This window comes from Scytonema hankhaensis NUACC26 (assembly GCF_045865695.1).
Taxonomy (GTDB): domain Bacteria; phylum Cyanobacteriota; class Cyanobacteriia; order Cyanobacteriales; family Nostocaceae; genus Scytonema.
The window spans coordinates 1-18,983 of sequence record NZ_BAACAP010000101.1; the positions used below are offsets into that span (position 1 = coordinate 1).

The 18,983-nt window shown below is 40.7% G+C and carries 21 protein-coding genes; 12 read left to right on the forward strand and 9 right to left on the reverse strand.

Translation table 11 applies throughout. The features are described 5' to 3' along the window. Positions 1–167: 167 nt before the first annotated feature. Positions 168–965, forward strand: a complete 798-nt coding sequence (locus ACKTT2_RS04285) for a PhzF family phenazine biosynthesis protein (protein WP_407884331.1) — start codon at positions 168–170, stop codon at positions 963–965. 14 nt (positions 966–979) lie between these two features. Next, positions 980–1,717: a class I SAM-dependent methyltransferase gene (locus ACKTT2_RS04290; protein ID WP_407884333.1), complete on the forward strand. Its 738-nt coding sequence runs from the start codon at positions 980–982 to the stop codon at positions 1,715–1,717. On the opposite strand, the gene ACKTT2_RS04295 is transcribed toward ACKTT2_RS04290, so the two are convergent. The 7 genes from ACKTT2_RS04295 to ACKTT2_RS04325 all read right to left on the reverse strand — a co-directional run bounded on the left by ACKTT2_RS04295 (position 1,706) and on the right by ACKTT2_RS04325 (position 5,587). Next, the gene (locus ACKTT2_RS04295; protein ID WP_407884369.1) at positions 1,706–2,074 is read right to left on the reverse strand and encodes a hypothetical protein; all 369 of its coding nucleotides are present in this window, start codon (positions 2,072–2,074) and stop codon (positions 1,706–1,708) included. The two genes, ACKTT2_RS04290 and ACKTT2_RS04295, sit on opposite strands and share 12 nt — an antisense overlap. A gap of 53 nt (positions 2,075–2,127) precedes the next feature. Then, entirely contained in the window at positions 2,128–2,496 is a 369-nt protein-coding gene (locus tag ACKTT2_RS04300) for a pentapeptide repeat-containing protein (protein ID WP_407884336.1), read from the reverse strand. A 2-nt stretch (positions 2,497–2,498) separates the two neighbouring features. Next, entirely contained in the window at positions 2,499–2,810 is a 312-nt protein-coding gene (locus tag ACKTT2_RS04305) for a hypothetical protein (RefSeq protein ID WP_407884338.1), read from the reverse strand. A 37-nt stretch (positions 2,811–2,847) separates the two neighbouring features. Beyond that, positions 2,848–3,294 carry a type II toxin-antitoxin system VapC family toxin gene (locus ACKTT2_RS04310; protein ID WP_407884341.1) on the reverse strand — a complete coding sequence of 149 codons (447 nt, stop codon included), beginning with the start codon at positions 3,292–3,294 and terminating at the stop codon, positions 2,848–2,850. Further along, complete coding sequence (locus ACKTT2_RS04315; RefSeq protein ID WP_407884343.1) at positions 3,291–3,557, reverse strand: hypothetical protein; 267 nt, start codon at positions 3,555–3,557, stop codon at positions 3,291–3,293. The genes ACKTT2_RS04310 and ACKTT2_RS04315 overlap by 4 nt, the downstream gene beginning before the upstream one ends. Before the next feature lie 90 nt (positions 3,558–3,647). After that, entirely contained in the window at positions 3,648–4,763 is a 1,116-nt protein-coding gene (locus ACKTT2_RS04320; protein ID WP_407884345.1) for a spore photoproduct lyase family protein, read from the reverse strand. A gap of 257 nt (positions 4,764–5,020) precedes the next feature. Then, positions 5,021–5,587, reverse strand: a complete 567-nt coding sequence (locus ACKTT2_RS04325; protein ID WP_407884347.1) for a GNAT family N-acetyltransferase — start codon at positions 5,585–5,587, stop codon at positions 5,021–5,023. A 114-nt stretch (positions 5,588–5,701) separates the two neighbouring features. On the opposite strand from ACKTT2_RS04325, the gene ACKTT2_RS04330 reads away from it, so the two are divergent. Together ACKTT2_RS04330 and ACKTT2_RS04335 are read left to right on the forward strand one after the other, a co-directional pair. Then, positions 5,702–5,854 carry a hypothetical protein gene (locus ACKTT2_RS04330; protein ID WP_407884349.1) on the forward strand — a complete coding sequence of 51 codons (153 nt, stop codon included), beginning with the start codon at positions 5,702–5,704 and terminating at the stop codon, positions 5,852–5,854. Positions 5,855–5,885: 31 nt separating this feature from the next. Further along, the gene (locus tag ACKTT2_RS04335) at positions 5,886–8,624 is read left to right on the forward strand and encodes an ATP-dependent DNA ligase (protein ID WP_407884371.1); all 2,739 of its coding nucleotides are present in this window, start codon (positions 5,886–5,888) and stop codon (positions 8,622–8,624) included. A gap of 184 nt (positions 8,625–8,808) precedes the next feature. Here ACKTT2_RS04335 and ACKTT2_RS04340 read toward each other — a convergent pair whose 3' ends face one another. Next, positions 8,809–9,654 (reverse strand): lysophospholipid acyltransferase family protein, encoded by an 846-nt coding sequence (locus tag ACKTT2_RS04340; protein WP_407884351.1) that lies wholly within the window; start codon positions 9,652–9,654, stop codon positions 8,809–8,811. A gap of 533 nt (positions 9,655–10,187) precedes the next feature. Between ACKTT2_RS04340 and rbp the strand changes: the two genes are divergently transcribed. Together rbp and rpsU are read left to right on the forward strand one after the other, a co-directional pair. Continuing rightward, positions 10,188–10,502 carry an RNA-binding regulator gene (gene rbp / locus ACKTT2_RS04345; RefSeq protein WP_407884353.1) on the forward strand — a complete coding sequence of 105 codons (315 nt, stop codon included), beginning with the start codon at positions 10,188–10,190 and terminating at the stop codon, positions 10,500–10,502. Positions 10,503–10,623: 121 nt separating this feature from the next. After that, positions 10,624–10,818, forward strand: coding sequence for a 30S ribosomal protein S21 (rpsU, locus tag ACKTT2_RS04350; protein WP_017749935.1), 195 nt, complete (start codon positions 10,624–10,626; stop codon positions 10,816–10,818). A gap of 231 nt (positions 10,819–11,049) precedes the next feature. Here the strand turns inward: rpsU and ACKTT2_RS04355 are convergent, their stop codons facing one another. Further along, complete coding sequence (locus ACKTT2_RS04355) at positions 11,050–14,091, reverse strand: bifunctional diguanylate cyclase/phosphodiesterase (RefSeq protein ID WP_407884356.1); 3,042 nt, start codon at positions 14,089–14,091, stop codon at positions 11,050–11,052. 227 nt (positions 14,092–14,318) lie between these two features. Between ACKTT2_RS04355 and ACKTT2_RS04360 the strand changes: the two genes are divergently transcribed. The 6 genes from ACKTT2_RS04360 to ACKTT2_RS04385 all read left to right on the forward strand — a co-directional run bounded on the left by ACKTT2_RS04360 (position 14,319) and on the right by ACKTT2_RS04385 (position 18,800). Further along, a complete protein-coding gene (locus ACKTT2_RS04360; protein WP_407884358.1) occupies positions 14,319–16,412 on the forward strand; it encodes a protein-disulfide reductase DsbD family protein in 2,094 nt (697 codons plus the stop codon). A gap of 77 nt (positions 16,413–16,489) precedes the next feature. Next, positions 16,490–17,158: a thioredoxin family protein gene (locus ACKTT2_RS04365; RefSeq protein WP_407884359.1), complete on the forward strand. Its 669-nt coding sequence runs from the start codon at positions 16,490–16,492 to the stop codon at positions 17,156–17,158. Between the two features lie 78 nt (positions 17,159–17,236). Then, entirely contained in the window at positions 17,237–17,383 is a 147-nt protein-coding gene (locus ACKTT2_RS04370; protein ID WP_407884361.1) for a BrnT family toxin, read from the forward strand. Positions 17,384–17,760: 377 nt separating this feature from the next. Continuing rightward, complete coding sequence (locus ACKTT2_RS04375; protein ID WP_407884363.1) at positions 17,761–17,901, forward strand: hypothetical protein; 141 nt, start codon at positions 17,761–17,763, stop codon at positions 17,899–17,901. Positions 17,902–18,161: 260 nt separating this feature from the next. Then, the gene (locus tag ACKTT2_RS04380) at positions 18,162–18,374 is read left to right on the forward strand and encodes a hypothetical protein (RefSeq protein ID WP_407884365.1); all 213 of its coding nucleotides are present in this window, start codon (positions 18,162–18,164) and stop codon (positions 18,372–18,374) included. Continuing rightward, positions 18,375–18,800 (forward strand): type II toxin-antitoxin system VapC family toxin, encoded by a 426-nt coding sequence (locus tag ACKTT2_RS04385; RefSeq protein ID WP_407884367.1) that lies wholly within the window; start codon positions 18,375–18,377, stop codon positions 18,798–18,800. Positions 18,801–18,983 lie beyond the last annotated feature (183 nt).

The following is an 18,983-nucleotide window of genomic DNA, read 5'->3' on the forward strand; positions in this document are numbered from 1 at the left end:
TTTTTCCAACTATAAAAAGCCGGAGGGGGAAATTGATAATAGAGTCTTCAGATTCTATGAGTAGCCTCAAGGAAATTCGGGAGTTAACCCGAAGCCTACACCGTACTGCCTAAGCAGTCGGTGTAGGTACTTCACTAGGTAAGCCTCACGGTGGTTAGAAATAAATTATGGGACAGATAATTACTCAAGTCGATGCATTCACTAATACACCTTTTGCAGGGAACCCGGCGGCTGTATGTATTTTACCTGCACCTCAGTCTGAGGAGTGGATGCAAAAAGTGGCGCAAGAAATGAATTTGTCTGAAACCGCATTTTTGGTAAGGCAAGAAGACGGTTTTCAGCTTCGTTGGTTTACTCCTACAACAGAAGTTCCATTGTGCGGTCATGCAACTTTAGCTAGTTCTCATGTTCTTTGGTCGGAGGCTCATTTATTACCAGATGAAATTGCTCGTTTTCACACGAAAAGTGGGCTGTTGGTTGCTAAGAAGTTGGGCAGTTGGATCGAACTAAATTTTCCAGTAAATTATTCAGAACAAACGACTGCTCCTTCAGAATTAGAAGAAGCTTTGGGTGTTTCTTTAAAAACAGTTTTGAAAAATTCTTTGGGGTATTTAGTCGAGGTGGAGTCTGAAGAGTTAGTCAGACAAATACAGCCAAATTTTGAATTATTGAAAACTTTACCTGTTGCCGATATTATTGTGACTAGTACAAGAAATAAAGATTCAGAGTACGATTTTGTTTCTCGCTTTTTTGCCCCAAGTTTGGGAATTAATGAAGATCCCGTGACAGGTGCAGCCCATTGTTGTCTTGCTCCTTTTTGGCGCGATCGCTTGCAAAAAAATGAGTTTTTGGCATATCAAGCATCGAGTCGTGGTGGAATATTAAAGGTTAGGTATGAAGGAGGCGATCGCGTTTATTTAGCTGGACAATCTGTCACAGTTTTGCGCGGTGAATTACTATTTTAGGGATTTATTGCAAGATGTGGTACAAAGAAGACCTTGCATTCATTCATGATATTGGTTTCAGCGATTATGCTTTAAAGTCGGCTCCCGGAATAATAGAAATTCTCAAACAAAATAACATTCAGGAAGGTTTAATAGTAGACTTAGGTTGCGGCAGTGGATTATCTGCACGAGAGTTTGTGAAAGCTAATTATCAGGTCTTTGGAGTTGATATTTCTGAAGCAATGATTAAGCTCGCAAGAACAAGGGTTCCAGAGGCAAAATTTCAAGTAGGTTCGCTATTTCAAATAGAAATTCCACCATGTCATGCAGTGACTTCTATTGGTGAATGCCTAAACTATCTGTTTGATTCAAACAGCGATCGCGAAAAGCTGATTCATCTTTTTCATCGTATATACAATGCGTTAATTCCAGGAGGAGTTTTTATTTTTGACATTGCAGAACCAGGACAAGTCACACAAGAAACCACAATTAAAAATTTTACTGAAGGAAAAGATTGGATTGTACTGGTTGAAAAAGAAGAAAATCGAGACGGAATATTAACTCGTCGGATTATTACCTTCCGCAAAGTAGGAGAACATTACCGACGGGATGATGAAGTTCACCGTCAGCAATTATATGAGATTGTAGAAATTACAGAAAAACTGAATTCTGTGGGCTTTGAAGTTCAAATAATGCAAAATTATGGACAGTATAATTTACCACTAAAGCATACAGCATTTATTGCACGGAAACTAATCAATTTAAATAGTTAGAGAAACTCGTTTTTCCAAACGTGTTTGTAAATCTGCTAACAGCGATTCCCCACTGCGTTTGGCTTCCCAAGGTCCGAAATCCCAAAGTTTGATACTCCACTGTCCTTGCATATAATCTTCATTTTCTGAAATTGTGCCAACATAGGCTACTGGTTCGGTTGATGTGGTGAGGTAGCGTTTGTTAAAACTGATACGACGCCCAATCACCTCACCAGTTAACTGGGCTTCTCCTAAAGAACTGTCATCTAAAATATTACCAGTTACAGTGTTACCGCCTTGAACGAGTGTCATTTCAAAACGAGTAGGAATTTCTTGCTGCCAATATGTTCCAAGCCAAGTACCGCTAATATCTGCCATGAGATAGTTCCACAATATTTGCACAATCAAACTTCTAAGGTTGACATCAAAAATTATAACTTTTTCATATTTTTACTAACAGGGTCAAAACCTCTAGAAAAACGAGTACTATCATCGTAGTAAGCGCCACTGAGATTGGCTCCATATAGTTTGGCATAGTTTAACCGGGCTCCCCTAAGATTGGCTTCATGTAGGTTTGCACCACTTAAGTTAGCTCGCGTTAAGTTAGCTTTGGCTAAATTGGCTCCTCCTAAGTTAGCTCCCCATAACTTGGCTTTCGCAAGGTTAGCATCCGTTAAATCTGCTGCAAATAAATTGACTCCAACTAAGTTAGCTTCTATCAACTTAGCTCCAATAAGCTTGGCTGTTGGAAAATCTCGCTCTCCTGCTGTATAACGCCGCTTTAGTTCATCTCCATCCATGCTTATTTCACCTTCATTAGTAAATAAGAAGCTATTTGTTCCCATTCTTGAGCTAAACTTTCTTTTGATTCTGAGCGATCGCTGCGTCTGTACCAATAACGAGCATTCTTCAGATCTCCTTCTTTCCGGTGTAAGTAAGCGTGGACCCACGCGCTGTCTGCATCACTAGCATCTTGTACAATTTCATGCGCTATATTCCAGTCACCTTTTTTGTCGTACCAAAGGGCTTGTAAAGGTTTTGGTAGAGACTCCGGGCATTTTTGCTCTTGCTCCAACAGCTGCTTGAATTGTTCTATCTTTGTAAACTCGTCCATATCCCTACATCTCTATGGTTAAAAAGTCGATATTCTTTTATTCTCCCTTAAAAGTTCGGGGATCGAGAACTTCAATTTCTGAAAAACGTTTGAAATCATTAATATTAAACGACAGTAAGTGTGTTATTTGATTGGCTATCATCGCTGCTACTAGCCGTGTATCGTGTGTCTGCTTTCCCAGAACTTGATATTTAACAACTAAACTTTCCCATATAGTAGTAATGGCTGGAACATCTTCTTTAATAGAAAAAAGATGTTTCAAAAGAGACATTTCTCGATATGCCTCGCTTGCTGTTAACCCTAGTCCATTGCTATTTGTGGGTCTTGTGGCAACTGCCCAGAATTCAATAAGATTTTGTGGGACGATACAAAGAGCTTCTCCTTGCTCTTGAAGTGTAACTAATGCACTTTTAGTAACAAGATGCATAGAGTCAGATTTGTGTACTAATCTTAACAAAATATTTGTATCTACTAGATAACTCATAGCTGGCTATCTTCCCTCTCACGATAGATGCTTTCACGACAGATCGCATCGTCTGAAAGTGGCTGTGCTTGTGTAAGAGAAGGACTTTTACCTAATTCATCTAGTATACTGTGCCAGTCGTTTTCTGCTAAAGTTTTTCCTTCTTGGTCGGTCAATTCTTCTATAAGAGACTCAAGGTAAGTTTCTATGGAAACCCCTTGTGCAGTTGCTTTGGCAACAAGACGTGCTTCAACCTCTGGTTTCAATTCAAGCTTAATAACCATAATACAAACCATTCTGAAATATTTTTACACACTTTATAATATTTATAATAAATTAAAGAACAATTTTTGCTCTAAACAGCAACACTTATATTAAAACGCATAGCGGATATTGCAATAGGGTAATTGCTCCCCTAGCTGGTGACAAAATTGCTCAACAAGTTTTCCTTTAAGACCCCGTTTGTAACGTACATTCTTCCCGCCTGTCTGAGAATACTTCACTTCTTGCACATCGGGTCGCCACAAAATCTCCTCAGCTTGAGGATGCCAACCCATATTAACTTCATGAAGCTCATCATTATGTGTCAGAAAAATAACTTCTGCTTGCAGCTGCTGCTTAGCTTGAGGTGAGAGAGTATCATCTACTTGTTTGAACAATTCTTTGTAATCTGTCAACCATCCCTCGTAGTAAATAACAGGTGCAAAGTTGAGGTGAACTTCATACCCTGCAGCAACAAAATCATTCACTGCAGCAATACGTTCTGGGATACTCGAAGTGCGAAAGTCTACTACTTTAGCCATTGACTCAGGCATGAGACTAAAGCGAATGCGTGTTTTTCCTTGTGGATCGCAATCGAGCAAATCTCGATTAACTCGTTTGGTTGCAAAGGTTGCTTTCGCATTGGGCAAATATCGGAATTTTGCAATTAAGTCTTTAACGTTATCGCAAATTGCTGCATCTACCGAACAATCACTATTTTCACCAATCTCATACACCCAGTATTTAGGATCTACTTGATTTGGTTCTTGTTTGACGCCCTGTTTATTGGCGTGTCTTTCTATATACCGGACTATTTGTTCTATATTAACAAAGGTCGTTATGGGGTTGGCGTAGCCTTTACGACGAGCGACATAACAATACGCACAAGCCATGGCACAACCGTTTGCGTGAGAAGGTGCGATAAAATCAGAAGATCTACAGTTCGGGCGACTTTGAATAGATTTTTTAACACCCAAAACTAGAACATTGCGTTTGATGCGGTTCCAGTCTTCTACTGATTCAGAATTGCCATGTAGTTCTGGAATTTTCCAATGAGAAGCCACTTCAATAAGCTTGGCGTCGGGATACTGTGTTAGAATTTCCTGACCTCTAGCATAGTCATTAACAGCAGGTTCGTAGTAAATTTCTTTAACATTCAATAACCGACGCAAGGAATTTGGTTGAAGCGTTTGTCTTGATTGAGAAGATTCAGACAGATCTAATGCCATTTAGTTTATTCATGCTCTCAACACCTCAGAATATCCTGGATACCTTTGTCTATTGGTTGGGGAACCCGTAATTAGAAAATGTTAATATTACTACTTATACATCCAGTACCGGTTCTAAAAGCTTTAGCCATACTTTGCTTGTGATATAGCAATCCGTGTAGGAGTTTGTAAAATACACGTAGTAGGGTGGGCAATGCCCACCAGAAGCCTTAGTGGTGGGCATTGCCCACCCTACAGTACTAAAAAATTTTCACAAATCATTGATGATTCCTATATTCTTTTCTGAGTAGAGAAAATAACTTGAGATCGTGAAATTGTCCTTTCCAAAACCCATACTCTCTCAACAATCCTTCCTCCAGAAATCCCATTTTTTCTAATAACCTAATAGAAGCGATATTTTCTATTAACACCATTGCTTCAATTCTATTAATATCCAACTCTTGAAATCCCCACTTAATTATTGCTTGGAGAGCTTCTGTCATAATGCCCTTTCCCCAATAATCTCTTGCTAGTTCATAGCCTATTTCTAAGAGAAAGCGATTTTTAATACTATAGCCACAGGAGCCAATAATGATATTATCTTCTTTTCTGGCAATTCCCCAACGAATTCCCTGTTTGTTCTGAAATCGCTCCGCTCGCCTCTCAATAAGAAACTGGGCTTGCTCTACACGAGTAGCGGTTTCTAAGTCATGATATCTAGTAACCTCATCATTCGCAAAAATCTGAAAAATGTCTTGTGCATCAGCTAGTTTCGTCTCTCTTAAAATTAAATTCTTTGTTTCAATGGTGGGGAAATGCTTGAAGATAGTATCTGTATTTGTCATCGTTCTTTAGAAGGTTTGTCTTAATTTCATGTCTCAAGTTTTTCTACTCTTTTAGACAGATGAACTAAGCTTGTACTAATTCTTATATTATAGTTCTCCAGAGCCAGATTTGCCGTGTTTGAAACTATTACCAATAATTCAAATATACAGGATAACGAGCTAATCCTTTTTGCTGAAGTTGCAGAAAGTATCGCCGCGACATCAAAACGCACTGAAAAAGCAGCATTGCTAGGGGATTATTTTAGAAAATTATGCGATACGGCTTAAGCCGTTAAGCTTCGCTTATCGCGATTTAATACTGGCTGCTCGTTATTTTTCAGGTTACCTCTTTCCATTACGCGACCAACGTACTATTAATGTAGGTGGAGCAGCTTTGTTAAGCGCGATCGCAACTGTCAGCTGTGTTGAAAAATCAGAAATCCAAAAGAAGATAGTTAAAAAAGGCGATCCCGGTGACGTAGCCTTTGAGGTTTTCGCCCACCCTTATCAATTAGAAAATCAACCTCCTCTTACCTTGTCAAATTTATCAGAAAAACTCGAAGAGCTTGCGATCGCAACAGGAACAAAACGCAAAATCTCTCTAGTGATAGATTTACTAAAACGAGCAACACCTCTAGAAGCAAAATATATCGTCAAACTCTTAGCAGGCGATCTTAGGATTGGATTAAAAGAAGGCGCAGTTGAAGATGCGATCGCTCGTCTTTTTAAACTCCCCGTTCATAAAATCCAATGGGTAAATATGTTAACGGGTGATATTGGTGAAACAGCAGTACTTGCTCGGAACGGACAACTTGACAAAGCAAAAATGCGGCTCTTTCATCCCATCAAATTTATGCTAGCAAGTCCCGTTACAGATTTAACAGAAGTCACAAAGCAAATGCCTGCTGGTTTTGCTGTTGAAGACAAATATGACGGGATTCGCGCTCAAGTTCATGTTGCACCTGCTTTAGAAGACCAAGAGATTTTACACGGTACAGTCGCTCGTAATAAACGTATTGCTATTTTTTCACGTACCCTTGACGAAATTACCCTTAGCTTTCCCGATCTCATAAATCCGCTTGCTAGTTTAGTAGAGCTAGAATCAAAAACTGATCAAGCAAGCGGTTTAATTTTAGATGGCGAAATTGTACCAATTAATGGTGAAGAAATATTACCATTTCAAGAACTGCAAAAGCGCTTGGGACGAAAAAAAGTTTCAGAAGATTTACTCAATACAGTACCTGTTGCATTTGTTGCTTATGATATTTTATATAAAGGACGGGTATTAATTAACGAACCTTTTGAGACTCGTCGTACAATTTTGGAATCTTTACATCTAAATCATGAAAGAATACGGTTGGGAATTCACAAACAGTTTCCTGATATTTCTAACTTAGATGAAGAATTTACAGCAGCTCGCGAACGGGGAAATGAGGGATTGATGGTAAAAGACCTCAATTCCACTTATAAACCAGGTCGTCGGGGACGCGAGTGGCTCAAAGTTAAACGTGCGCTCGCAACCCTAGATGTTGTTGTCACAGCAGCAGAAGTTGGTACGGGAAGAAGAAGCCGTTTCCTCTCCGACTTTACTTTTGCAGTCCGTAAAAGTGAAGACGATCCAACACTTTTAAATGTGGGTAAAGCATACTCAGGGCTAACCGATGCAGAAGTAACCGAAATCAGCAATTGGTTTCGCGCTCATACTTTACAAGAGTTAGAGCATGGTAAGGTGTGTGTGGTGGAACCAAAAATTGTTTTGGAAATCACTTTTGACCGGGTACAACCATCAGACAGACATAATAGCGGTTACGCCCTGCGCTTTCCCCGCATTCTTAGAATCAGAAACGATAAGCCTGTTCGAGAAATTGATACCCTTGAAACAGTGAAGCGTTTGGCTCAAATTATTTCAGTTTCTCCACAAGAGAAGGAAGCAGAGGAAACAACAAAACCAACGATCTCATCTCCGAGTTTCTCTACGACACCAACTTTAGAAACAGCACGTGATGCTTTCAAGGCTTTTGTCGAACGCCTCGATCCGCAGCAACGCCTAGTCTTACTTCATGATTCAGATGCGGATGGGATCGCAGCTGGTGTAGTATTGGAGTTGGCATTGTCAAAAGCTGGTTTTGGAAATGTGACACGAGTTATTCCAGATAGAGAACGTAACGCTTGGACGATCGCTAATCGTCAAAAGGTACAAGCTGCTGCACCCAATTCTTTATTTGTACTTGACCTTGGTAGTCAATCGGAATCAGTTATTCCCGGTATTCCTACTTGCTTTATTGACCACCACCGTCCAGAAGGAGTACCACCAGGAGATACTCTCATCAGTGCTTATACTTGGGAACCCATTCCCAATACTTCACTCATTGTTTGGGAATTGTGCAAAGGTATTGTAGATGTATCTAATTTAGACTGGATTGCTGCAATTGGAACTATCAGCGATTTGGGGGAAAAAGCTCCGTTTGAAATGTTGGGAGTTGCCAAGAGTAGGTATACTGCTAAGTACCTTAAAGAAGCAACTACCTTGATTAACGCAGTTCGACGTGCATCTCAATACAACCCAGAAGTCGCTGCTGAGGTGTTGCTGACTCACAATTCACCCCGCGATATATTTAACTCGAATACACCAGAAGTGGAGCAACTGCGTTCTGCAAGAGCAGAGGTAAAAGCTGCAATGGATGAAGCGAGAAAAGCTGCACCTATCTTTGCAGGAAATGTAGCTTTGGTGCAAATTAACTCGCCTTGTCAGATCCATCCACTAATTGCTCAAAGTTGGCGATCGCTTTTGCCAAAGTATATTGTTATAGTTGCCAATTCAGGATACATTCCCGGACGAGTAAATTTTAGTGTCAGAACTGATTCTGAAATCAACGTGCTAGACTTTTTACGCAATATCGGATTGTCAGAAGATGAAGGTAATTACGGTCATGGACATGACTTTGCTTCAGGAGGAAGTTTGCCTGTTGAGCGTTGGCATGAGTTATTAGCTAAACTTGGATTTAAAGAGAGCATCCCAATTTGGAAAAAACACCAAGCGAGTGGAAATCGCGGCTAGACAAGCTAATACCAATTTACGAAATGCATGATACATATCATTGGTCGTAGGGGCGCAAGGCCTTGCGCCCCTACAGGGTATTTGTATCACCAAAAAAGTGAAATGGTATAAGTCCACCTACGCGGACTGAATATGAAGTCCAAGCCGTAGCGGACGAGCGTTTGTATAGCTTTGAGCAAGATAGCTATTTTTCCATCTGTACATCCTTCACCAAACGATCCAAGTCTTGCTGCATTTGGGTATAAACTAAAGAATAACATTCAGCTACATAATTGCGATCCTTAGCAGCTTCTTTGCCATATTTCTCAAACATTATTGGGGGACAGATGCGAGTGTGAATTTTTGCGGGTAAAGGAAAATTAGGCAAAGGTCCAATAGATAAACCCCAAGGCAAACCCAAGTATATAGGAAATACTTTTGGGTCTATATCTAGCAACCATGGTAATCCCCATTGGTGTAACTCGCGTGCTATATGATAAAAATCTCCTAGAACAATCAAAGTATCGTGAGCACCTACAGATATAACAGGAATAATAGGAACTTCTTTTTGTAAAGCCAGTTTGATAAAACCTTTGTTGTTGGCAAAGTGGATTTTATATCGCTCGCTGTGAGGACGAAACATATCGTACTGTCCTCCTGGGTAAACCAAAACACTGGCATTTCGATCTAAGGCAGCGCTTGCCATTTTAGGATGCGCTACAATAGCTCCAGCTTTGGCAGCGAGTTGGGAAGTATAAGGGCTAATCTTCCAAGCATATGGGTGCATTAAACCATATACCAGACGCTGAGTTCCAAATTGGCGGAACCAATCATACGCCATCATGTGTAAATCGGGAGAAGCCATTCCACCGTTGTGAGAGCCTACTAGCAATACCTTCTCTTGTAAGGGGATGTGATGCCAACCATCGGTTTTCACGTGGAAGTAATACCGATAAAACCATTCCCACACTGGCATTAATGACTCAATAAATTGTGGGTTTCGCTCGTCTAGAGACCAACCAGGTAAAGATGTATTTTCTTGATGAGTCATGAATTATAAATTAGTTTGATGATTGGGTCTTGGGTATTTCACGTCTATTTCAAAAATTAAATAAGAGTCACATAATGCTATAAAGAGTTGGAAAACAAGATAATTAACTATAGCAATTTTATCTGATTTGTAAGAATTGAAAGGCTCAGATCCGCGACTTATCAAAGAAGTCGGGGATCTAGGTTCACACAAATAATTTAGGACTGCTATATCAATCTTACTTCATAAATATAGAGAAAAACTTATCATTTGTCACTTAGATAATAATTAAAACTATGACCATCACTCAATATAGGGAATAGTTAAGAAATTATTGATGACCCAATGCCCAATGCCCAATGCCCAATGCCCCAATGCCCAATGCCCACTTAAGTAGTATTGATAAATTTCACAAATCTTGAGTAACCGACTTGCAAAGTTATGCTATCCTATGTTTCTAGGGTTCTATTCGGTTATGCACCTTGTTTTTATTCTATGGCAAGCGTATCTCCGAATCTAAAATCTCTACACCTTCTGATTCTGGAGATAATCTGATGTCGATTTATGTTGGTAACTTATCCTATGAGGTAGAACGAGGTGACCTCGAACAAGTTTTTGCTGAGTATGGAACAGTTAAGAGCGTTCAATTACCTACAGACCGGGAAACTGGTCGCGTTCGCGGTTTCGCTTTCGTAGAAATGGGAACAGAGGCAGAAGAAGCTGCTGCAATTGAGTCCCTAGATGGGGCTGAGTGGATGGGTCGCAATCTCAAAGTCAACAAAGCCAAGCCCAAGGAAGATAATAGAGGTTCATTTGGTGGCAACAGACGGGGAAATAACGGTGGTGGCGGATACTCTCGTCGCTACTAGAGATTTAAGACACAAGTCTGTTAAACTCTAAGGTCACTTGGGCGGGCAAAGAGTCTGCCCTTTTTTGTCCTTGTATTATTTTACATTGTTTTCCACCAACCAAAATGGATGAGGAGATAGAATGACCCAAATTATTGTGGGCGAGAACGAAGGAATTGAGTCAGCTTTACGCCGATTTAAGCGAGAAGTCTCTAAAGCAGGAATTCTTCCAGATCTGAAGAAAAATCGTCACTTTGAAACACCGTTGGAAAAAAATAAGCGTAAAGCTCAAGCAGTTGCCAGATCCAAGCGGTACAAGAGACGCATGCGTACTTAGTTAACGACTGGGGATGAGAGAAGTATCAACTTCCCTCTCTCTCTCGCAAAAGCATAAACTTTTATTGAAATATCCTAATTATTTAGACTTACGCACTGTACAAATTGACTATCATATGTATCAACGAATAATGGTCGTTTTAGACTTGTAGGGGCGCGGCGGCCGCCGCGCCCCTACAGTACGTTTTCTGTCAATCCGTCAGACATATTATTTTAGACATTGCTCCAAATCTCACCATTGAGGATTTGTTAGAATTAGTGCTGTCGCATCCGAGCTATTTAATGGTGTGGAAAAAAGATATCCTTGAGCATATTCACAGTTTAACTTTCTGACAAAAGCCAATTGCTCTTCTGTCTCTACACCTTCAGCTGTTACGTTTACACCTAGTTTATGTGCCAACGTGACAATTATCTCAATAATTTCTAAATTTCTGCTGCTAGTATCTATAGGGCTAACGAAAGATTTGTCAATCTTCAACAAACTAATTGGAAAGCTGTAAAGACGACCTAATGAAGAGTGACCTGTACCGAAGTCATCGATTGATATCTCAACACCCAACTCTCTGAGTTGTGAGAGAGTTGCAGTCGTATTGTCGCCGTTTTCCATAATGACGCTTTCAGTAATCTCTACAACTAAACTTCTAGGATTGAGACCTGTTGACTGTAGAACTTGTTGAATCTGTTGAGTCAAATCCGAGCGAGAAAATTGTTTAAGAGAGAGATTAACAATTATCTTCTCCAGCAAATTTGGATTTCCGCTTAGTTGCCAAGCTTGCATTTGACGACAAGCTTCATGCAATATCCAGTAACCAATCTCGATAATTAATCCAGTTTCTTCTGCTAAAGGAATAAATTCTGTCGGATTAAGCAAACCGCGTTCTGGATGTTGCCAGCGCAGTAGAGCTTCAAAACCCAAAATCGAGCCACTCGATAGCGAAATAATCGGTTGATAATAAACTCGAAATTCTTGACGTTCAATTGCTCGACGCAAATCGGTTTCTAATTGCAATCTAGCTAAAGCATCAGCGTACATATCGGAATTAAATAGCTCGTAGCGTGCTTTGCCTAGTGCTTTGGCTCGGTACATTGCCGTATCAGCATCTCTGAGCAGCTCTTCTGGATGGTGATAATCTACTATCGAACTTAAAGCAATGCCAATACTGGCTGTTGCGAATACTTCTTGTCCGTCAAGTTCAATAGGTAACAGCAGTTCCTGTTGAATCCGTTCAGCGACTTTTATCGCGTCCGATACGTCTTGGATATGCTCGAGTAGAATTGTAAATTCATCCCCTCCAAATCTTGCAGAAGTATCTGTAGGACGCAGACAGGCTTTCAACCTGCTGGCAATAACTAGTAGGAATTGGTCTCCCATGATATGTCCGAGACTATCATTAATGACTTTAAATCGATCTAGGTCGATAAATACCACGGCGAATAAATAATTTTCTTGCCGTTTAGCTAGCTCAAGTGCATATTTTAAGCGTTCTATAAAAAAAGCTCTGTTTGGTAGACCTGTTAATGTATCGTGAAATGCGTTATGCGATAATTGCTCCTCTATCCGTTTGCGTTCGGTAATATCATAAGTGTGACCAAGAATTTGAGAAATTTCTCCATGTTCGTTCAACAACGGAATGTAGGTAACAATTATGGTGAAGGGTCCACCAGGCAAGTCAATCTTGCACTCACCACTTTTAATGGTACGAGTTTCTATAGTTTTTTGTAGTAGTGGTAAATAAGTATTTGTAACTTCATATGGAAATAGTTCTTCATCTTTATGACCAATAAGTGCTTCCTCAGAACAACCACTGCGATTAACACCAAAAGCGTTGACAAACTGCAACCGACGTTCGGCATCATAAATAACAAATGGATGGGGAAGGCGATCGAGCGCTAACCGGAATCGCTCTTCGCTCAGGCGTAAAGCTTTTTCTACCTGTTTGCGTTCGGCAATTTCAGCTTCTAGTTGCTTGTTAGTCTTTAATAGTTCAGCAAATGACTCTTGTAATTGAGCAGCCATTTGGTTATGAGCTTCAGCAAGAACTCTGAGTTCTTGAATTCCCTCTACTGCAACAGTTCGATCTAATTTTCCACTAGCAATTTTCTTGGAAGCCTCGCTCAAACGGGTAATGGATTGAGTAATCCAATGAGCAGCGAAAGCACCTGTCACGGTTGTCACTATCAATGTCGCCAAACACAGCAAAATTGTAGTTCTTGTATTTGCTTCGATGTGTTCCATGAAGTCGGCTTCTGGAACCACAATGGCAACGATCCAATTTAATCCGTAGTCATCTTTGAATGGCATCAACTGTATAAATTGTCGCTTACCATCAATTTCAAAGTCGATTTGTCGAGGGTTGTTAATGTTATAAAAGCTACTAAGTTTTGATTTTAAATACTGTGCTGTCAAACGAGTGACGCGATCGCTACTAGCGAGAGCTGTTAACCGTTTGCGTTTCTCTCGTCCTTGCTGGCGATGGAGTGTAAACAGTTTTTCATTTGTGGAACTAGCTACCAAGTTTCCAGAAGGCTCCATAATAAAAGTCTTTCCCGAACGCCCAATTTTTGAACTTTGCAAAAACTTACTAAGTTGAGCGAGAGATAGAGTTGCATTTGTGACACCTAACAAAATGCCTTTCTGTCCATACAGAGGTTGAGTCGCACTAATTGCTAGTCCCGATGAAGAAAAATATGGGTAAATTTCAGTCCAAGTCGTTTTACCAGCTTTCACGGCTTTTGTGTACCAAGGACGAGTGCGGGGATCGAAGGTTGTGCTAACTTGAATTAACTTCGTGCGATTACCTTGGCTATCGGTGCTATACGTATGGTACTGACCACCCGTCGATCGGTCTTTGATTCTGATGACAAGCGAACCATCATTCAAACGATCGACTGCGTAAATTTCTCCTTCTACACTTCCAAATGCGATCGGGCTTAGAGATTTAAACACTTGCATTTGATGCCAAAAATGGCGTTCTAAACTTTTAGAATCCTTCAAATTCAACTCACTAAAACGAATGGCATTGGCATTAATTTGAGTCACGAGTTGGGGCTGTTCCATGTAATCGGTGATGTAATGATGAATCCGATTTGCTAGTTCATTTCTCAAAAGGAGAGCAACCTCATCAACAGCTTTTTGCCCATTTTTTAAGGAAAAAAACGCTGTTAACCCCACAGAAGCAAAGATTTGTAGTACAAAAGGGACTACCAGAACTACACGGAGAGGCATTCTCATAAATTTGGTCAAAATTAGATGCCATAAATGCCGCTGTTGCATAGGCGGGTAATTCTCAAAATTCTTATTTTAAAGAACTATTTTTGTAAAATTTACTGATTGTCATTATGTTGTCATAATTATCTACTAAACTTCTAGTACAAGAAGGCATAAGTAAGGAGACAGAGCGCAAAAGTTTGTATTGTAAGCTTTGTGTCTACTTGTACTCAGACTACGAGTTAATGATTTTATCGCTCATTAGCCGAATAAGATATTAGGCATGACAAACCATGTTTATTGCGATCGCCACGCTCATCCTCAGTTTTTTGACACTCCTACCTTTACCTGCTTGGGCAAATCCGGTGAAAACCGAGCGCGTACAAGCACAGTTGGTGAGTGAAGTCAATAGCATCCAAGCCGGACAACCGTTTTGGGTGGGATTGCACTTCCAAATCAAACAAGGATGGCATACTTACTGGAAAAATCCAGGAGATTCAGGGACAGCACCCAGTATTGCTTGGAAATTACCATCAGGATTTTCAGCAGGAGAACTGTTGTATCCATATCCTGAGAGAATACCTACAAGTGGGTTGATGAATTTTGGTTATAAAAATGAGGTCATGCTGTTGAGTCAAATTACAACACCAGCAAATATAAAGACCGATAAACCGATTCAACTCAGTGCTAAAGCTGACTGGCTAGTGTGCGAAAAAGAGTGTATTCCAGAAAATGCGACTCTTAATCTTAATTTAGAAATAGCAAAAGAGACACCCGTTAATAACACAAAGTGGACAAAGGTTTTTGAGAAAACACGAGCTGCTCTCCCTCAAGACTCTCCATGGCAAAATACGGCTCGGATTGATGGTGAAACTTTGACACTTAGAGTAAATGCACAGCAATTGCAAGCAAGTCAGATTAAAGAAGTCGTATTCTTTCCTAATGAAGATGGTATTATCAGCAATGCTGCTCCTCAAAAAGCAAGCTTTGATAAAGATGGTTTAACTGTCCAGATGGAAAGAGGGAATCGCGCTGATGTCAAACAAGTGAGTGGTGTCCTCGTTCTCCAAGAAGTCTTAGACGGACAAATTGCCAACCAAGCATTTACCATCGCAACTCAAATAGAAACAGCAGCGACTCCCCAAGCGACTCCCATAGCATTATGGAAAGTGTTAGGGTTAGCATTGCTTGGTGGAATTGCCCTTAACCTAATGCCTTGCGTTTTCCCCGTACTATCACTCAAGGCATTAAACATTGTTCAAAAATCAAACTTCAGCAAACAAGAAGTTCGCCTGAGAGGACTCGTATTCACAGCAGGCGTACTCATAAGTTTTATAGCCCTAGCTACAGTACTGCTCGTACTGCGTAGTTTGGGACAGCAAATAGGGTGGGGATTCCAGCTACAATCACCCGTGTTTGTCACCTTATTGGCATATTTAATGTTTGCTGTTGGCTTGAGTTTATCAGGAGTATTTATCTTTGGTGCTTCCTTAATGGGTTTGGGACAAGGTTTAGCAGCACGTAACGGATTATGGGGTGAATTCTTCACAGGAGTTTTTACAACAGTCGTCGCGACACCTTGTACAGCACCATTCATGGCAACAGCTATTGGAGTCGCACTCACACAGACACCAGTAGTAGCCATAACTATTTTTCTATTATTAGGTTTGGGTTTAGCGTTTCCTTACCTACTCATCAGTTTTCTTCCCAGTTTGCAAAAAGTTTTACCCAAACCTGGTGCATGGATGGAGACATTTGCTCAGTTTCTTGCCTTTCCAATGTACGCTGCAACAGCTTGGTTAGTTTGGGTGTTGGCACAGCAAACAGGAAGCACTGGTTTAGCCGCCGCCTTATTTGGGCTAGTACTTATCGGTTTGGCAGCTTGGTTGCATCAAAAAACTTACCTGATTTCTGGTTGGACGCGACGCTTTACGAGTATTGCAGCATTCCTGGTGTTGGGATTTGCCCTGACTTTAGCACAATTACCAAATAGCATAGCCCCTAACGTTGCTAACTCTGATGCTCAACAAACAGCTTCAAGCGGACTCAATTGGCAACCTTATAATGCTCAAAAATTATCTGAGTTACGCCAATCTGGGAAACCAGTCTTTGTTAACTTTTCTGCAGCTTGGTGTATCACTTGTTTAGTTAACGAACGAGTCGCCCTCAACCAATCAGAAACCATCGCTGCTTTCAAAGAAAAAAATGTTGCTCTTCTCAAAGCTGATTGGACAAACCGCGATGCTGAAATCACTCAAGCATTGGCAGCTTTCGGACGTAGCGGCGTACCTTTATACTTACTATATTCAGTTAATTCTGATACACCACAAATCTTACCTCAAATTCTCTCTCCACAACAGATACAAGAAAAGGTAGAAAGTTTGTAGATGGGGATTGGGGATTAGGGATTGGCGATTGGGGAATAGTTTCTAAACAACTAACAACTAACAACTAACAAAAAAACATGAAAAAACTCATTACAGCTAGCTTGTTTGCTTTTACTCTAGCGTTGACAGGTTGCCAAAATTCTCCCACAGTCACTCAGAAGAGTCCTACTGTTTTACAGAATGCAGCTCAAGCAGCAACTCCCGTGCGTGTCGGTTCGCCTGCACCAGAGTTTACTGCAACTGATAGTAATGGTAAGCGTCACAAACTCAGCGACTTTAAAGGGAAAACTGTTGTGTTGGAATGGACAAATCACCAATGTCCTTTCGTTCGCAAGCACTACGAAAGCAATAATATGCAGCAACTTCAAAAAGACGCGACTGGTAAAGGTGTGGTTTGGTTATCTGTTATCTCGTCGGCGCAAGGACAACAAGGATATGTGGCTCCACAAGAAGCTAATGAACTGACAAAAACTCGTAATGCTAGTCCAACAGCTGTGCTTTTAGATCCGAGTGGTGAAATTGGACGTCTCTATCAAGCCCGAACGACACCCCATATGTTTGTTATAGATAAGAAAGGAGTGTTGCAATATGCGGGTGCGATCGACGATAAACCCAGTACTAATGCTGCTGATGTCAAATCGGCGAAAAACTATTTATCAGATGCTGTCAATAGTGTTTTGCAAGGAAAGGCTGTAGCAAATTCTACTACTCAGCCCTATGGTTGTTCTGTAAAATACGGTAGTTAGTCCATCAGTTGGTCAGATACCCGATTTCTTGAAGAGTATAGCGAGTCATTCGGGGGTCTGACCCGATAGAATAAACCTATGAATATTGTCCATCAATTACAAGGTGTTGAATTTGAGTGGGATAGTAACAAAGCTCAGAGTAATCTTGACAAACATGGTATTACCTTTGAAGAAGCAGAGATCTCCAATATCTTAGCTGAAATTCGCTCTGAAACGAGTCTTTAGCGCTTTTACCGGACTCAAAAATATTAGCTAGTAAATTCCGCCTCAGTGGTGGTTAAATTGAGGATGCGACTAGCGGATTGCTCGCTGTGCAATATATTAGGGACTTCCAAATACGTCACTTCAGATACTCGCAAACACAAGTCATAGTCTACCTGCCCGACTCAACGATGTAGAAGTTGAGGAACTGGCGAGGGGTTAGCCAAAACCAGTAATAAAAGCGGATATTCAAGATATAACTGGTAAATAGGGTTGATTTGACATTTTTTGTCCTCTCCTTCCCATACAAAGCATGGGAAGGAGTTGAGAGCTTATGACTGGACAGGCAATGCCCACCCTATAATGGATTTAGGTAACCCATATCAAAAAGAGGTTGACAAATGGAAAAATTAACTGCTGCTGCTGCCAGAGAAGACTTTGAGAATATGGTTAAATTAGTTACCGAAGAAAATAAAGTCTATCAGATAGAATCTACTAGGGATTCTGCGATACTCATATCATACAAAGAGTATGAAAGCTAACAGGAAACCGTAGAATTGTTGTCAATTCCTGGATTGAGAGAAAGTCTTCAAAAATCCCTTCAACAGATAAAAAACAATGAAACTTACTCTCTAGACGAGGTGCTAGGAGATATACATTCACCGTGCTAAGACTCATTATGGAGAATAATATAATAGTTCTACTTAGTACGCTCTAGTGTAATGCGATCGCTTGCTATGCGAAATATCGAACAATGATTTACGATCGAGATTGGAATGAGTTTAGGTGAGGACTGTCGTTAATGCCAGAAAAGTTAGAAGAACGAGTTGCCTTGCTAGAGGCTGAAGTTGCACGACTTAAACGCAAAGTCGAGAGCGATTCATCTCAATCGCCGTGGTGGGAGAAAATTACTGGAACGTTTGCGAACAATTCCGCTTATAATGAGGCGATGCGGCTAGGAAGCGAGTATCGTAAATCCTTACGTTCTAGTTCTCCAGAATCATTCGATGAATAGATGTACATTTTAGATACGGATCATCTCAGTGTTTTAGATCGTGGCGGAGCTGAAGCGCAACGTCTTCTTCAAAGATTGGTAGGTGTTAATCCTGCTCAAGTCGCGGTGAGCATTATCAGTTACGAAGAGCAAATGCGCGGGTGGTTGAGTTATGCAGCAAAAGCCCAGACGGTTGAAAAGCAAGTTGAAGCGTATAAGCAGCTAAAGCGGCAATTAACCAATTACTGCACGGTGCCCATTCTTGAATCTGATGAGCTAGCTGCTCAAGAATTTCAAGGACTCAGGAAGTTGTATTCAAGGCTAGGCACGATGGATCTGAAAATTGCGTCAGTTGCATTGGTGAATCAAGCAGTTCTGTTGACGCGAAACTTTTCAGATTTCAGACAAATTATGGGTTTACGCATCGAAGATTGGACGACAGAGTAGCGGGCGATGTTAGAGATGCCTATCCTTGTCGTCGATGATGGAGGGGCGAAAACTTTGGTAGTTAAGTGCTCTGTGTTACGATCTGCCGTATTGGAATTTGCACGACAAACTCACTTCCCTGACCCACAGTAGAATGACACTCAATCTTGCCACCATGTTTTTTGGTGACAATTTGATAGCTGA

Bases quoted from the DNA above. Each gene is read 5' to 3' on its own strand.
- ACKTT2_RS04310 (WP_407884341.1), bottom strand. From the start codon at position 3,294: ATGAGTTATCTAGTAGATACAAATATTTTGTTAAGATTAGTACACAAA.
- ACKTT2_RS04340 (WP_407884351.1), bottom strand. From the start codon at position 9,654: ATGACTCATCAAGAAAATACATCTTTACCTGGTTGGTCTCTAGACGAG.
- ACKTT2_RS04370 (WP_407884361.1), top strand. From the start codon at position 17,237: ATGAATATTGTCCATCAATTACAAGGTGTTGAATTTGAGTGGGATAGT.
- ACKTT2_RS04380 (WP_407884365.1), top strand. From the start codon at position 18,162: ATGCCAGAAAAGTTAGAAGAACGAGTTGCCTTGCTAGAGGCTGAAGTT.
- ACKTT2_RS04295 (WP_407884369.1), bottom strand. From the start codon at position 2,074: ATGGCAGATATTAGCGGTACTTGGCTTGGAACATATTGGCAGCAAGAA.
- ACKTT2_RS04290 (WP_407884333.1), top strand. From the start codon at position 980: ATGTGGTACAAAGAAGACCTTGCATTCATTCATGATATTGGTTTCAGC.
- ACKTT2_RS04360 (WP_407884358.1), top strand. From the start codon at position 14,319: ATGTTTATTGCGATCGCCACGCTCATCCTCAGTTTTTTGACACTCCTA.
- ACKTT2_RS04385 (WP_407884367.1), top strand. From the start codon at position 18,375: ATGTACATTTTAGATACGGATCATCTCAGTGTTTTAGATCGTGGCGGA.
- ACKTT2_RS04325 (WP_407884347.1), bottom strand. From the start codon at position 5,587: ATGACAAATACAGATACTATCTTCAAGCATTTCCCCACCATTGAAACA.
- ACKTT2_RS04375 (WP_407884363.1), top strand. From the start codon at position 17,761: ATGGAAAAATTAACTGCTGCTGCTGCCAGAGAAGACTTTGAGAATATG.
- ACKTT2_RS04285 (WP_407884331.1), top strand. From the start codon at position 168: ATGGGACAGATAATTACTCAAGTCGATGCATTCACTAATACACCTTTT.
- ACKTT2_RS04365 (WP_407884359.1), top strand. From the start codon at position 16,490: ATGAAAAAACTCATTACAGCTAGCTTGTTTGCTTTTACTCTAGCGTTG.
- ACKTT2_RS04355 (WP_407884356.1), bottom strand. From the start codon at position 14,091: ATGCAACAGCGGCATTTATGGCATCTAATTTTGACCAAATTTATGAGA.
- ACKTT2_RS04305 (WP_407884338.1), bottom strand. From the start codon at position 2,810: ATGGACGAGTTTACAAAGATAGAACAATTCAAGCAGCTGTTGGAGCAA.
- ACKTT2_RS04300 (WP_407884336.1), bottom strand. From the start codon at position 2,496: ATGGATGGAGATGAACTAAAGCGGCGTTATACAGCAGGAGAGCGAGAT.
- rpsU (WP_017749935.1), top strand. From the start codon at position 10,624: ATGACCCAAATTATTGTGGGCGAGAACGAAGGAATTGAGTCAGCTTTA.
- ACKTT2_RS04315 (WP_407884343.1), bottom strand. From the start codon at position 3,557: ATGGTTATTAAGCTTGAATTGAAACCAGAGGTTGAAGCACGTCTTGTT.
- rbp (WP_407884353.1), top strand. From the start codon at position 10,188: ATGTCGATTTATGTTGGTAACTTATCCTATGAGGTAGAACGAGGTGAC.
- ACKTT2_RS04320 (WP_407884345.1), bottom strand. From the start codon at position 4,763: ATGGCATTAGATCTGTCTGAATCTTCTCAATCAAGACAAACGCTTCAA.